General features: G+C 61.6%; 16 protein-coding genes and 1 tRNA gene. 9 read left to right on the top strand and 8 right to left on the bottom strand.

Annotated features, from left to right (window positions below):
* Positions 1–29: 29 nt before the first annotated feature.
* Positions 30–524, bottom strand: a complete 495-nt coding sequence (gene ruvX, locus VFG26_RS11400; RefSeq protein ID WP_325025348.1) for a Holliday junction resolvase RuvX — start codon at positions 522–524, stop codon at positions 30–32.
* A gap of 203 nt (positions 525–727) precedes the next feature.
* On the opposite strand from ruvX, the gene gatC reads away from it, so the two are divergent.
* The 5 genes from gatC to gatB are packed head-to-tail and all read left to right on the top strand — an operon-like array spanning position 728 to position 4,649.
* Positions 728–1,015: an Asp-tRNA(Asn)/Glu-tRNA(Gln) amidotransferase subunit GatC gene (gatC, locus tag VFG26_RS11395; RefSeq protein ID WP_325025346.1), complete on the top strand. Its 288-nt coding sequence runs from the start codon at positions 728–730 to the stop codon at positions 1,013–1,015.
* Between the two features lie 3 nt (positions 1,016–1,018).
* A complete protein-coding gene (gene gatA / locus VFG26_RS11390; protein ID WP_325025345.1) occupies positions 1,019–2,518 on the top strand; it encodes an Asp-tRNA(Asn)/Glu-tRNA(Gln) amidotransferase subunit GatA in 1,500 nt (499 codons plus the stop codon).
* Between the two features lie 37 nt (positions 2,519–2,555).
* The gene (locus VFG26_RS11385) at positions 2,556–2,870 is read left to right on the top strand and encodes a chorismate mutase (protein WP_325025343.1); all 315 of its coding nucleotides are present in this window, start codon (positions 2,556–2,558) and stop codon (positions 2,868–2,870) included.
* Entirely contained in the window at positions 2,863–3,171 is a 309-nt protein-coding gene (locus VFG26_RS11380) for a hypothetical protein (RefSeq protein WP_325025342.1), read from the top strand. The genes VFG26_RS11385 and VFG26_RS11380 overlap by 8 nt, the downstream gene beginning before the upstream one ends.
* Positions 3,168–4,649, top strand: coding sequence for an Asp-tRNA(Asn)/Glu-tRNA(Gln) amidotransferase subunit GatB (gatB, locus tag VFG26_RS11375; protein WP_325025341.1), 1,482 nt, complete (start codon positions 3,168–3,170; stop codon positions 4,647–4,649). Before VFG26_RS11380 ends, gatB begins: the two co-directional genes overlap by 4 nt.
* Positions 4,650–4,666: 17 nt before the next feature.
* Here the strand turns inward: gatB and VFG26_RS11370 are convergent, their stop codons facing one another.
* The 5 genes from VFG26_RS11370 to VFG26_RS11350 all read right to left on the bottom strand — a co-directional run bounded on the left by VFG26_RS11370 (position 4,667) and on the right by VFG26_RS11350 (position 7,795).
* A complete protein-coding gene (locus VFG26_RS11370; RefSeq protein WP_325025340.1) occupies positions 4,667–4,807 on the bottom strand; it encodes a hypothetical protein in 141 nt (46 codons plus the stop codon).
* A gap of 164 nt (positions 4,808–4,971) precedes the next feature.
* Positions 4,972–6,339 carry a cytochrome P450 gene (locus tag VFG26_RS11365; RefSeq protein ID WP_325025338.1) on the bottom strand — a complete coding sequence of 456 codons (1,368 nt, stop codon included), beginning with the start codon at positions 6,337–6,339 and terminating at the stop codon, positions 4,972–4,974.
* Positions 6,340–6,403: 64 nt separating this feature from the next.
* Positions 6,404–6,565 carry a hypothetical protein gene (locus VFG26_RS11360; RefSeq protein WP_325025337.1) on the bottom strand — a complete coding sequence of 54 codons (162 nt, stop codon included), beginning with the start codon at positions 6,563–6,565 and terminating at the stop codon, positions 6,404–6,406.
* 136 nt (positions 6,566–6,701) lie between these two features.
* Complete coding sequence (locus VFG26_RS11355; RefSeq protein ID WP_325025335.1) at positions 6,702–7,232, bottom strand: DedA family protein; 531 nt, start codon at positions 7,230–7,232, stop codon at positions 6,702–6,704.
* Between the two features lie 101 nt (positions 7,233–7,333).
* Positions 7,334–7,795, bottom strand: a complete 462-nt coding sequence (locus tag VFG26_RS11350; protein WP_325025332.1) for a hypothetical protein — start codon at positions 7,793–7,795, stop codon at positions 7,334–7,336.
* A gap of 158 nt (positions 7,796–7,953) precedes the next feature.
* On the opposite strand from VFG26_RS11350, the gene VFG26_RS11345 reads away from it, so the two are divergent.
* Together VFG26_RS11345 and VFG26_RS11340 are read left to right on the top strand one after the other, a co-directional pair.
* A complete protein-coding gene (locus VFG26_RS11345) occupies positions 7,954–8,922 on the top strand; it encodes a quinone oxidoreductase (protein ID WP_325025330.1) in 969 nt (322 codons plus the stop codon).
* An 8-nt stretch (positions 8,923–8,930) separates the two neighbouring features.
* Positions 8,931–9,575: a glutathione S-transferase N-terminal domain-containing protein gene (locus VFG26_RS11340; protein WP_325025328.1), complete on the top strand. Its 645-nt coding sequence runs from the start codon at positions 8,931–8,933 to the stop codon at positions 9,573–9,575.
* 11 nt (positions 9,576–9,586) lie between these two features.
* Here the strand turns inward: VFG26_RS11340 and VFG26_RS11335 are convergent, their stop codons facing one another.
* Positions 9,587–9,856 carry a hypothetical protein gene (locus tag VFG26_RS11335; RefSeq protein WP_325025326.1) on the bottom strand — a complete coding sequence of 90 codons (270 nt, stop codon included), beginning with the start codon at positions 9,854–9,856 and terminating at the stop codon, positions 9,587–9,589.
* A 405-nt stretch (positions 9,857–10,261) separates the two neighbouring features.
* Here VFG26_RS11335 and VFG26_RS11330 point away from each other — a divergent pair, with 405 nt between their 5' ends.
* Positions 10,262–10,531, top strand: a complete 270-nt coding sequence (locus VFG26_RS11330; RefSeq protein ID WP_325025324.1) for a sel1 repeat family protein — start codon at positions 10,262–10,264, stop codon at positions 10,529–10,531.
* 45 nt (positions 10,532–10,576) lie between these two features.
* Here the strand turns inward: VFG26_RS11330 and VFG26_RS11325 are convergent, their stop codons facing one another.
* Positions 10,577–11,173: a hypothetical protein gene (locus VFG26_RS11325; protein ID WP_325025322.1), complete on the bottom strand. Its 597-nt coding sequence runs from the start codon at positions 11,171–11,173 to the stop codon at positions 10,577–10,579.
* 189 nt (positions 11,174–11,362) lie between these two features.
* On the opposite strand from VFG26_RS11325, the gene VFG26_RS11320 reads away from it, so the two are divergent.
* Positions 11,363–11,455 (top strand) — tRNA-Ser (locus VFG26_RS11320).
* Positions 11,456–11,533: the final 78 nt, after the last annotated feature.

Raw genomic sequence — 11,533 nt, 5'->3', positions numbered from 1 at the left:
CTCAGGCGCTATCCGCCGCGGGCCGCCGATCAAGGCGCGTTGTTCAGGCGGTCGAGCGCGCTCTGCAGAATGATGGTCGCGGCGAGCTTGTCGATCACCTCGGCGCGGCGTTTGCGCGTCTGGTCGGCGTCTATCAACATTCGCTGCGCTTCCGCCGTCGTCAGCCTCTCGTCCCAGAGGAGGATCGGAAGCGGCGACAATTTATTGAGATTGCGTGCGAACGCCCGGGTCGCCTGGGCGCGGGGGCCCTCGGAGCCGTCCATGTTGCGGGGCAGGCCCAGAACGAGACCGGTGACGTTGTGCTCGGCGGCCAGCGCCAACAGGCGAGCGGCATCGGCCGTAAACTTCGTTTTGCGGATCGTCTCGAGCGGGGAGGCGATCGTGCGCCTCACGTCCGATAGCGCGAGGCCCAGCGTCTTGGTGCCGGCGTCGATGCCGATGAGACGTCCGGCCGCGATGTCGCGGAAGGCCTGCTGATCTTCCGTGGTGTGGCCCGGTGGCGCTGGAACGGCCGGCTGATTCATTTAAGCGATGCCTGAGTATGTGGAAGGTGAGGATTGCGTTTGAGGCTCTATCAGCTTTGGCGGCAAATTGGCATCGTCCGGGCCTCGGGAGCCGGATTAAGCCTTTGAAGGTCTCGGGGATAGTACCGCCGGTTGCATTGATGAGGGGAGGGCGGGTAAGAGAGCTTCGCAACATCCCCCGAATTCCTTGAAGGGACATTTTCATGCAGGTCGACGAAGCGACCGTTCGCCGTATCGCGCGCCTCGCCCGGATAAAAATCAGCGACGACGAAGCCCGGGGCCTCGAGAAAGAGCTGTCTGGCATTCTCAACTGGGTGGAGCAACTCGACGAGGTCGATACCGCAAACGTCGAGCCGATGACGCGCGTCGTCGCGCAGGAGCTCAAGATGCGGGACGATGTCGTCACGGACGGCGAGATCGCAGATCAGGTGACGGCAAATGCGCCGCTTGCCGAGGACAATTTCTTCGTTGTGCCGAAGGTCGTGGAGTAGCCGGTGACCGATCTTACCAAATTGACGATGGCCGAAGCCCGCGACGGCTTGGCGAAAAAGACGTTCACGGCGCTCGAGCTGACGGACGCGTTCATCGGCGCGATCGAAAAGGCGAACCCGGCGATCAACGCCTATGTGCTGGCGACGCCGGAGCATGCCCGCGTGCAGGCGAAGGACAGCGACAAGCGCATCGCCGAAGGCAAGGCGCGGCCGCTCGAAGGCCTGCCGATCGGCAACAAGGATCTTTTCTGCACGCGCGGCATTCGCACGACGGCGTGCTCGAACATTCTCGGCGAGTTCACGCCGACGTATGAATCGACCGTCGGCCAGAACCTTTGGGATGCCGGCGCGGTGATGCTCGGCAAGCTCAACAACGACGAATTCGCGATGGGTTCGTCGAACGAGACGAGCGCGTTCGGCAACGTCGTCAGCCCTTGGCGGCGCAAGGGTAAGGACGGCCAGCTTTCGACCGACAAGCTCGTGCCTGGCGGTTCGTCCGGCGGATCATCGGCCGCCGTTGCGGCCAATCTCTGTCTCGCTGCCACCGCTACCGACACGGGCGGCTCGATCCGCCAGCCGGCCGCGCTCACCGGCACGGTCGGCATCAAGCCCACGTATGGCCGCTGCTCGCGCTGGGGCATCGTCGCGTTCGCGTCGTCGCTCGATCAGGCTGGCCCGATCGCCAAGACGGTGCGCGACAGCGCCATCATGCTCAAAGCCATGGCGAGCCATGACCCCAAGGATTCGACCTCCGTCGATGCGCCGGTGCCGGATTACGAAGCGGCGCTGGGCAAGGGCGTCAAAGGGCTGAGAGTCGGCATTCCCCGCGAATATCGCGTGGACGGCATGTCGCCCGAGATCCAGAAGCTTTGGGACAATGGGATCGCGTGGCTGAAGTCTGCAGGGGCGACGATCCACGACATCTCGCTGCCGCACACGAAGTATGCGCTTCCCGCTTACTACATCGTGGCGCCGGCAGAAGCGTCATCGAACCTCGCGCGCTACGACGGCATGCGCTACGGGTTGCGCGTGACGGGCGACAACCTGATCGACACCTACGAGAACACGCGCCATCAGGGCTTCGGCAAGGAAGTTCGCCGCCGTATCCTCATCGGAACGTATGTTCTGTCGGCGGGCTATTACGACGCCTATTATCTGAAAGCGCAGAAGGTCCGGACGCTGATCAAGCGCGATTTCGACGAGGCCTGGGGTAAGGTCGATGTCGTGCTGACGCCGACAACGCCGTCGCCCGCCTTTGCCTTTGGCGAGAAGTCGGGCGATCCGCTGGCCATGTACTTGGAAGACATCTTTACGGTCACCGTGAACATGGCGGGCTTGCCCGGCATGTCGGTTCCGGGCGGTCTTTCCTCCGAAGGTACGCCGCTTGGCCTGCAACTCATCGGCAAGCCGTTCGACGAAGAGACGCTCTTCCGAACGGCACAGGTTATCGAAGATGCCGCCGGCCGCCTGGCGGTTCCGGAAGCTTGGTGGATGAAGGGCTGACAGCATGGATCCGAAACGGCCGTGGGAATGCGCAGACATGTCCCAGGTGCGCACTGAAATCGACCGCATCGACGCCGCCATGGTGGAGCTCATCGCAGAGCGGTTCGGCTACGTCGATCGCGCCTGGCAGCTCAAGATGGAATCGCGGGAAGGCGCTGTCGTGCCCTGGCGCATCCAGCAGGTGATCGACCGGGTGAAGGGGCAGGCAGCCGAGAAGGGTTTGCCGCCCGAGATGGTCGAGATGGTGGGCGCGCAGTGGCGCAACATGATCGGCTGGTTCGTCCAGTTCGAAGAGGAAAAGCTGCGGCAGGTCCAGAACGACACGCAGAAGTCGGGAGTTGACGGTGCCTGATTATCAGCCCGACGTACCGCTGATTGAGGTCTTCCTTTATGGCGTCCTCAATCCCGCAACGATCGTCGTTGCCTTCATGCTCGGCCGCCGCGCGGACGACAAAACCAAGATCTTGATCGCAGGTTTCGCCGGAGCCATCGCGGGATCGGCATTGCTCTACATTGCAACTTTTCTTCGCCTTTGGGACGCGCCTACGCTCGGCAGAGCGATCGCCGGCGTTTTCACAATGTCGTTCATCGCCGGCTTCATTTATGCGGCTGTGGGTTACGCGACCAAAGGATGGTCTGGAGGCGGGAAATGAACGCTCAGAAAATCGCTGAAAAGCCCAAGTCCAAAAATCTGATCCAGGGCGGAACGGGTGACTGGGAAGTCATCATCGGCCTCGAAGTTCATGCGCAGGTCGCGTCGAATTCGAAGCTCTTTTCAGGCTCTTCGACGGGCTTTGGCGCGCCGCCCAACAGCCACGTCTCGCTCGTCGATGCGGCAATGCCGGGCATGCTGCCCGTCATCAACCGCGAGTGCGTGGCGCAGGCGATCCGCACGGGCCTTGGCCTCAAGGCGCAGATCAACACGAGAAGCGTTTTCGACCGGAAGAACTACTTCTATCCGGATCTGCCGCAGGGCTATCAGATCTCTCAGTACAAGCAGCCGATCGTCGGTGAAGGCTCGGTCGAGATCACGGTCGATGGCGAGACGCTGACCATTGGCGTCGAACGGCTGCATCTGGAGCAGGACGCGGGCAAGTCGCTGCACGATCAGCATCCCGATTATTCGTATGTCGATCTCAACCGTTCGGGCGTCGCCTTGATGGAGATCGTGTCGAAGCCGGATCTGCGCTCGTCGAAGCAGGCGCAGGCCTACGTGACGAAGCTGCGCAGCATCCTGCGTTACCTCGGCACGTCTGACGGCGACATGGACAAGGGCAACCTGCGCGCCGACGTCAACGTGTCGGTGCGGAAGCCCGGCGACAAGCTCGGCACGCGCTGCGAGATCAAGAACGTCAACTCGATCCGGTTCATCGGACAGGCGATCGAATATGAGGCGCGCCGGCAGATCGACATCCTCGAAGAGGGCGGCACGATCGATCAGGAAACGCGCCTCTTCGATGCTGCAAAGAATGAGACGCGTTCGATGCGTTCTAAGGAAGAAGCGCACGATTATCGCTACTTCCCCGATCCCGATCTGCTGCCGCTGGAGTTCACGGACGCCTACGTTGACGAACTCCGGTCCGGGCTTCCTGAACTGCCTGACGAAAAGCGTGCGCGCTTCATGACGAGCTTCGGGCTTTCCGCTTACGACGCCGACGTGCTCGTGGCGGAGCGTTCGTCGGCCGACTATTTCGAGAAGGTCGCCGAGGGCCGTGACGGCAAGGTTGCCGCCAACTGGGTCATCAACGAGCTTTTCGGACGCCTGAACAAGGAAGGCAAATCGATCGACGAAAGCCCCGTTTCGGCGGCTCAGCTCGGCGCGATCGTCGATCTCATCGGATCGAACGCCATTTCGGGCAAGATCGCCAAGGATCTCTTCGAGATCGTCTGGACCGAAGATGGCGATCCGGCGGAGATCGTTGAGAAGCGCGGCATGAAGCAGGTGACCGACACCGGCGCCATTGAAAAGGCCGTCGATGCGATCATCGCTGCGAACCCGGAGAAGGTCGAACAGGCGAAGGCCAAGCCGTCCATGCTCGGCTGGTTCGTCGGTCAGGTGATGAAATCGACGGGCGGCAAGGCGAACCCAGCCGCCGTCAACGACATCCTGAAATCGAAGCTCGGGATCTGACGGCGGGTAGCGTTTCGTCAGCGGACGGTCTGAAAGGCGAGGCGTCTCGCCTTTCGGTCACGCAAGCCTTGGAAGGCGACGTACGCAATGCCCGCGCACGCCAGTATGACCAAGCCGAACGGAACGATGGCTGCGACCACGTAAGTGAGTTTTGTCATTGTCATTGGCCTCTCCCTCGAGGCTGGCCCTATGATGTGACAAAACATACCAGGAAGTGCTTGCAGTCCCGCTCACGCACCCCTGACAAATGCCATGTGCATTTTTGCGATCCGGTAACTCGTGGTTAACGGGGCGTTAGGGTCTGTATCGCCCGGAGAAGGCGCTACAGAGGCTTTACGATGAGGGGCATCCCACCCTTAGGCCTGAGCGTAACTCGGCTCACGGGCTCAGGTGAGTGCCTTCCGTCCCATTCGAAACGCATACTCTGCAGGAGGGTGGCCAGGATGGCCGTCGCCTCGAGAATTGCGAAGGACATTCCTATGCAAACCCGCTGGCCGTAGCCGAACGGCATGAACTGGGTGCGGGGATAGCGGGCTTCGTTTTCGGGCAGAAACCGGTCCGGATCGAAGCGCTCAGGGTCCTGCCAAAGGGACTTGTGACGGTGGATGACGAAGATTGGCATCACGACGAGGGTCGAGGCGGGGATCGCCTTTCCGCCGAGCTCGACGTCCTTGGCTGCGATGCGCGTCATGACGGGCGCGGGCGGATAGAGCCGCATCACTTCTTTGAGGACGCGGTTCGTGACCGGCAGTTTGCCGACGGCTGCGGCATCGATACGGCCTGAGCCGATGACGGAGACGATCTCTTCGCGCACGCGCTCTTGCCATTCGGGTGCGCGAGCCAACACGTAGAGCGTCCACGTCAAGGCTTTGGCCGTCGTTTCATGTCCTGCGAAGAGGAACGTCGCCAAGTTGTCGGCGATCAATTCATCAGGCATCGGCTCGCCGGTGTCGGGATCCTTTGCCGTCATCATGCGCGCGACGAGGTCGGTGCCGACGGCGCCTTCCTGGCGGCGCTCAGCGACAAGCTTTCGCACGATCGACCGGAGTTCCGCTGCCGAGCGGCGCATGCGGCCTTTGCCCGGATGCCAGACGTAATCGGGCAGCCGCAGCATCGAGAACGCGACTTCCCATGAGATCGGATCGAGATAGGCGCGGCCAGCGCGTTTGATGACGTCGCCGTCCCGTTTGCTGACGCCCGCCAGAATCGTGCGCGCGATGATTGCGAAGGTCGTGTCCGTCAGGTCTTCTTCGACGTCGGTGACGAACGCCTGCGATCCGAGCGACCGCCAGCGCATCACGCAATCGACGGCCGCGTCGACCATTGCCGGGACGTAGCCAAGAAGTTCGGCGTGGCGGAAGGGCGGGCTCGCGAGCTTGCGCTGCCAGCGCCAGCTTTCGCCTTGCGCTGTCAGCAGGCCCTTGCCGACGATCGGCGTCAGCACACGGCGGTCGAGCTGAGTCTTGGGGAACTGCTCGGCGTTCTTGAGGAGGATGTTCTCGATGAGCGCCGGATCCGTCACCCAGGCGACAAGCGGGCGCTTGCTGCCGTAGGTGACGACGGGCTCGGTGTAGACGGCGCGCGGAATGGCCCGCAAAGGATTGCGGACGAAGCGCGCTAGGAAGGGAAGTAAGGGCAGGGCACGCGCGGACGGCGTGACCGTCGGCGGGTAGAACGCAGTCGTCGTCATTTTGGCTCTCACGTCACCATATTGCGCCGGCGAGCGAGAACGTAATGGGAGACTGCGCCGCTATCTAGGCCGACGCTTTTTTGGCGCGTGCCTGGCCAGCAAGCTTCTTCAGACGCGTGCGGACGCCGGCGGTGTTGCCCTGGATGCGGCTCTGAGCCGGACGAGGAATGGCGCGCTTGGCCTTTTTCTTCTGCTTTTGAACATTCTTGAGCGACGTCTTAGACATGAAACAGGCCTCGAAAGGTGGGAAGATGTGAATCGGGGCTGCGCCCTGACGCAGCATTGGGCCGATCCTCTACGGGATCGCGCTTGTTCGCGCAAGCATGGCGGTCAATTTGCGCTGAATCCCGGGCGCCCCTGGGCTAGTGCAGGAGAAAGCTCAGGCCGAAATAGGTGGGTGCGATGATGCCCGCTGCCCAAATGACTGCGGACAAGACATTCACCAACTGGAATTGCCATTGCGGCATTGCGTACATGCCCGCGACAACCGGGATGACCGCCCGGACCGGGCCGAAGAAGTGTCCGAAGAAAACGCCAAGCGCGCCCCACTTCGCAAAGAATTCTTCGCCGCGGCGGACCAAATCGGGATGGCGATTGAAGGGCCAGAGCTTGTGAATCTCGTCCTTGTAGTAGAGACCGATCCAGTAGGACATCGCGTAGCCGAGGCTGCCGCCGATGCTCGCAGCGATGATGGATGGCCAAAGAACGCCGAGACCCACGCCGCTTTGCGCGAGCAGGGCGGACACGCCGATCAAAATCGCGGTGCCGGGCCAGACAATGGAGAGGAAGCAGAAACTTTCCACGAACGCGACGGCGAAGGCTATGGGAGCGGCCCAATCCTCGTTTGCCCTCACAAACGTGACGACCGCATCGACGAAGTCCTGCACGCTCATTTCGCCACTTTCAATTGGGATTTATTTTCGCGTGCAAGCCGGAGTGGCCGACGGTCGTGTGCCCATTCGCCAGATAAGAAGCCGGTTTATCGGGTTCAAGACTACCGGCACCGGCGCGCCATTTCCTGTGCAAGTTCCTTAGAAACTTCGCGTGCCAGCATCGCCGCGCGTGCGATCTGGCCCGTCGTCAATCCAACGTACCCGCCGCCGCTCAGCGCCGAGGGACCGCGGTCGGCTTCGGCCTTGCCGCGCGCCAGCTCGTTGCAGTTCAGTTCCTTGCGCTTTTTGCTGAATGCCATCAGCCGCACGCCGGACGCGTATTCATGCGGGCCGGCGGGGTGGTTCACCCAGGCGCGCGCGGGGTCCGACATGTAGGAATCGAAGACCATCTTGCGCTGGCTGATGCAGACGTTGCTGTCATCGACGCACTTCAAGCCGCGCGCGGGATCTCCCAATGCTGCTTCGTTGCCCCCGCAACCGGCCGCAACAAAGGAGATGGCGATGAGAAGCGTCACTGCGGCGTCAGATTTTCGGATCCGCGATGCATTATCGAATTTAAGCAAGGTAATTTCCGTTTTCGTTTCCCTCTGGCGGTAGAAAGCCACCATGGCAGGCTCGTGACGAACGGGGGCCGAAGATGTGGCCCGTTGTCAACCCACTAGCCGGATTCGCCGCAGAACTGCATCTCTACGCCCTGAGATGATTCAGAGGAGCCTACGACATGCCATTTGCAGTGCGGGTGCACGCGACGGGGGGACCTGAGGCTCTGGTCTATGAGGACGTCACCGTTCCCGATCCGGGCCCGGGAGAGGTCCGCCTCGTGCAGCGCGCGATCGGCGTCAACTTCATCGACGTCTATCACCGCAACGGTCTCTACAAGTTGGCGAAGCTGCCGGCGATCATTGGGTCGGAAGGGGCGGGCGATGTCGTGGCGGTCGGCCCCGGAGTCGATCGTTTCAAGGTGGGTGATCGAGCGGCTTATGCCGGTCCGATCGGCGGCTATGTGCAAGAGCGGGTCGTACCCTCCGACCGGCTTGTGAAGTTGCCGGACGGCATCTCCTACGAGACGGCTGCGGCTGGCCTTCTGCAAGGCATGACGGCGCGCTTCCTACTGCGCCAGGTCTACCGCGTCGGCCCCGAGACGACGATGCTGCTGCACGCGGCCGCCGGGGGTGTCGGACTTATTGCGTGCCAGTGGGCGCATTCGCTCGGCGCCACGATCATCGGCACCGTGAGTTCGGATGAAAAAGCGGAACTCGCGCGGGAGCACGGCTGCACGTATGTCATCAATACGAAGCGCGATGATTTCGTCAGCGGCGTGCGGGAATACACGCAGGGCGAGGCCTGCGATGTCGTCTATGACTCCGTCGGCAAGGACACGTTTCCGCAATCACTCGATTGCCTGAAGCCAAAAGGTCTTTGGGTGTCTTTCGGCAACTCTTCCGGACCCGTTCCGCCATTTCCGCTCACGGCTTTGAAAGGGTCTCTTTTTGCCACGCGCCCGACGCTTTTTGCTTATACGGCAACAGCCCGAGAGCTTCAGGAGAACGCTTCTGAATTTTTTCAAATGGTGCTGAGTAATCAGATCCGGATTGAGATCAATCACCGATATCCGTTGACCAACGCCGCAGATGCGCATCGCGACCTGGAAGCCCGGCGCACGACAGGCTCGATCATTCTCATTCCCTAAGGAGCGATATGCACGACGACGGAGATGACGAGCCGATCGCACTGTATTTTTGGCCGACACCCAACGGCTTGAAGATCTCCATCATGCTCGAAGAGCTTGGCGTGCCGTACGAGGTCCGTTTCGTCGATATCGGCAAGGGGGAGCAGTTCGCGCCGGAGTTCCTGGCGATCTCGCCGAACAACAAGATCCCGGCAATCGTCGATCCGGAAGGGCCCGACGGCCAGCCGCTCGCGCTTTTTGAATCGGGCGCCATTCTGCAATACCTCGGCCGGAAGTTCGGTGCGTTCTATCCCTCGAGCGAACGCGCCAAGGCGGAGGTCGATCAGTGGCTGTTCTGGCAAGCGGGCGGGCTCGGGCCGATGTCCGGGCAAGCCAACCATTTCCGCATCCATGCGCGAGAAAAGATTCCTTACGCGATCGATCGCTATACGAAGGAGGTCGAGCGGCTGTTTGGGGTGCTGGACAAGCGGCTATCGGATCGCCCGTATCTCGCGGGCAAATATTCGATAGCGGATATCTCGTGTTTCACTTGGGTGCGGATATGGGAGATGCTGTCTCTCGATATCGGCAAGTTTCCGAACCTATCCCGGTGGCTCAGCGAGATCGGTCAACGGCCAGCTGTCATCCGGGGGCTGGCGGTTAAGAAAGCGTAAGCGGCCGAGTCCTACTGGGCGCGGCCAACGAGGCTTTCAGGGTCGACGGTGTTTCCGGTCACCTTCTGGAACGCCATGGCGCCCAGGACTTTGTTCGACTGTACATGACGAAGCGCTTCGGACGACGCGCCGCTTTGGGCGGCCGATGGGTTGTCCGTGGGGTCATCGCCGGAAAGATCGGCCAATCCGAGATAGGCAGGGTGTGAACCTTGCTGCGCACAGCCCGCAAGCAACAGAAACCCCGCAGCCGCTAACGAGCGGCGAACTACCGACTGAACCATATCCCTCAACTCAGGCCAGGCAGCCTGAACCCTCCTTAAGGCCTGTATGTCGGCCTATACCTATGGTTACCAGCACGCGGCTGAACCCCGGCTGAACACTCGAACCCCGTCGTTCGATCGAGCCGCCGCGGGACCCCTTTTTGAAGCATGGTTAGGAATTGGTGGCAACCCTCTTAAGCCCGGATCAACAACCGTCGCAGGGAGGACAAAATGTGCCGATTTCGGGCGGAAAGTAGCTGATCGTAAGCGCAGCTTAGCTTGCAGTTAAAGCGAATTTGCTGCGGTTTTTACGAGTTTTCATTCATCCCTTGCGATGGTTTGCGTGCGTTCATTGAATGAGAGCGCAGGGGTTTTTTGCCGCCCTCCGGGCATGAAGCGCGAGCCGGCGATTGGGAGTGTTTTCACATGGCACGCATGGATGTGTTGTCTCGTCAAATCGATTATTCCGCGCAGGGCGATCAGTCCGACGCATTTTTTGAGCTTGGCCTCAGCTTTTGCACGGGCCGCGATGGGGCGATCGACCTCATCCAGGCGCACAAGTGGTTCAACATTGCTGCGAGCCGCGGCAACGATGAAGCGAAGCGCTACCGTTCGGAAGTCGCGAGCGACATGAGCAAAGCCGAGATCATCAGGGCGCAGAGACTGGCCCGCGAGTGGCTCGGCTCGCTGCACTGAAGCCGTCGTTCAAAGCTGAATGGCGCGCCCCGGTTCTACGCGGCGTCAGCAGTTCGAGAAAAACGAGGCAAGGCACTTCCAAGAATTCTTGGCGGCGCCGCCAATTGCTTCTCCGGCCTTGCCGAGCGCGGTGCTCGCTGATTTTGCGGCTTCGCCAGCTGACTTCTGGGTGTCGCTCAATCCCGCGCCCGCGGACTTGGCGCTCTTCTCGACCATTTCCTGCACGGTCTTTGGCGGCGGCTCGTTCGCCACGGCTTCCTTCGGCTGATCGGGAGGCGGCATATCGTGGCCGGCCTCTTCGGGGCTCGCTGGCGCTCCGGCTGGCGCGGCTTGGCCTACGGCCGGTTCGGTCGCGGCGTGCTGTGGTTGATCCTGCGAGCCTGCGTCCTCCAGCATCGCTGGGACGGGAAGCTCTTTGCGTTCGCCGGGGCAGGGTGCCGTCATCGTCCGGTCGATCGAGCAGCTGGCGTGCGCTCCGGCCTTGGCGAGCGCCGTGATGCAATAAAGTTTGGGGACGGTGTCGACGGTCGCGCTCGACATGCCGTCGATGACGCAGGCGTAGCTCGCGTCGGGGCCGGTGCATTTGACGCACAGTTCAGCCGCGTTCGCACTTGCCGCGCCCGCGAGCGCCGCTGCGCCCATAACCAACTGCAATTTGAAGCAAGCGCGCACGGTTCGGCCCGTTTCCAATGGAGGCATACTGCTTGCAGGACACTAGGACGACTTTGGGGCAACTGCCAGCGGCGGCACAATCGCCGCTGTGCATTGTCCGGTCCCGTCTTGCATTGCGCTGGCGCCGCCTCTATAGGGGGCACTCGCCCATTGATTTGGGGAGACGTGGCCGAGTGGCTGAAGGCAACGGTTTGCTAAATCGTCATACGCTTTAAAGGCGTATCGAGGGTTCGAATCCCTCCGTCTCCGCCAGCGCCTTCGATAAACTCGCAAATGGTCTGAGCGGCTCGCCGAGCAGCGGGCACGCCCGATAGGGCTTCTGAGCTGTCC

This window comes from Hyphomicrobium sp. (assembly GCF_035687085.1).
Taxonomy (GTDB): domain Bacteria; phylum Pseudomonadota; class Alphaproteobacteria; order Rhizobiales; family Hyphomicrobiaceae; genus Hyphomicrobium_B.
This window is presented reverse-complemented; position numbering and strand designations above follow the sequence as displayed.

What these genes read in the sequence shown, in the direction of transcription:
- ruvX (WP_325025348.1), bottom strand. Translation starts at nt 524, where the DNA reads ATGAATCAGCCGGCCGTTCCAGCGCCACCGGGCCACACCACGGAAGAT.
- gatC (WP_325025346.1), top strand. Translation starts at nt 728, where the DNA reads ATGCAGGTCGACGAAGCGACCGTTCGCCGTATCGCGCGCCTCGCCCGG.
- VFG26_RS11385 (WP_325025343.1), top strand. Translation starts at nt 2,556, where the DNA reads ATGTCCCAGGTGCGCACTGAAATCGACCGCATCGACGCCGCCATGGTG.
- gatB (WP_325025341.1), top strand. Translation starts at nt 3,168, where the DNA reads ATGAACGCTCAGAAAATCGCTGAAAAGCCCAAGTCCAAAAATCTGATC.
- VFG26_RS11370 (WP_325025340.1), bottom strand. Translation starts at nt 4,807, where the DNA reads ATGACAAAACTCACTTACGTGGTCGCAGCCATCGTTCCGTTCGGCTTG.
- VFG26_RS11365 (WP_325025338.1), bottom strand. Translation starts at nt 6,339, where the DNA reads ATGACGACGACTGCGTTCTACCCGCCGACGGTCACGCCGTCCGCGCGT.
- VFG26_RS11360 (WP_325025337.1), bottom strand. Translation starts at nt 6,565, where the DNA reads ATGTCTAAGACGTCGCTCAAGAATGTTCAAAAGCAGAAGAAAAAGGCC.
- VFG26_RS11355 (WP_325025335.1), bottom strand. Translation starts at nt 7,232, where the DNA reads ATGAGCGTGCAGGACTTCGTCGATGCGGTCGTCACGTTTGTGAGGGCA.
- VFG26_RS11345 (WP_325025330.1), top strand. Translation starts at nt 7,954, where the DNA reads ATGCCATTTGCAGTGCGGGTGCACGCGACGGGGGGACCTGAGGCTCTG.
- VFG26_RS11340 (WP_325025328.1), top strand. Translation starts at nt 8,931, where the DNA reads ATGCACGACGACGGAGATGACGAGCCGATCGCACTGTATTTTTGGCCG.
- VFG26_RS11335 (WP_325025326.1), bottom strand. Translation starts at nt 9,856, where the DNA reads ATGGTTCAGTCGGTAGTTCGCCGCTCGTTAGCGGCTGCGGGGTTTCTG.
- VFG26_RS11330 (WP_325025324.1), top strand. Translation starts at nt 10,262, where the DNA reads ATGGCACGCATGGATGTGTTGTCTCGTCAAATCGATTATTCCGCGCAG.
- VFG26_RS11325 (WP_325025322.1), bottom strand. Translation starts at nt 11,173, where the DNA reads ATGGGCGCAGCGGCGCTCGCGGGCGCGGCAAGTGCGAACGCGGCTGAA.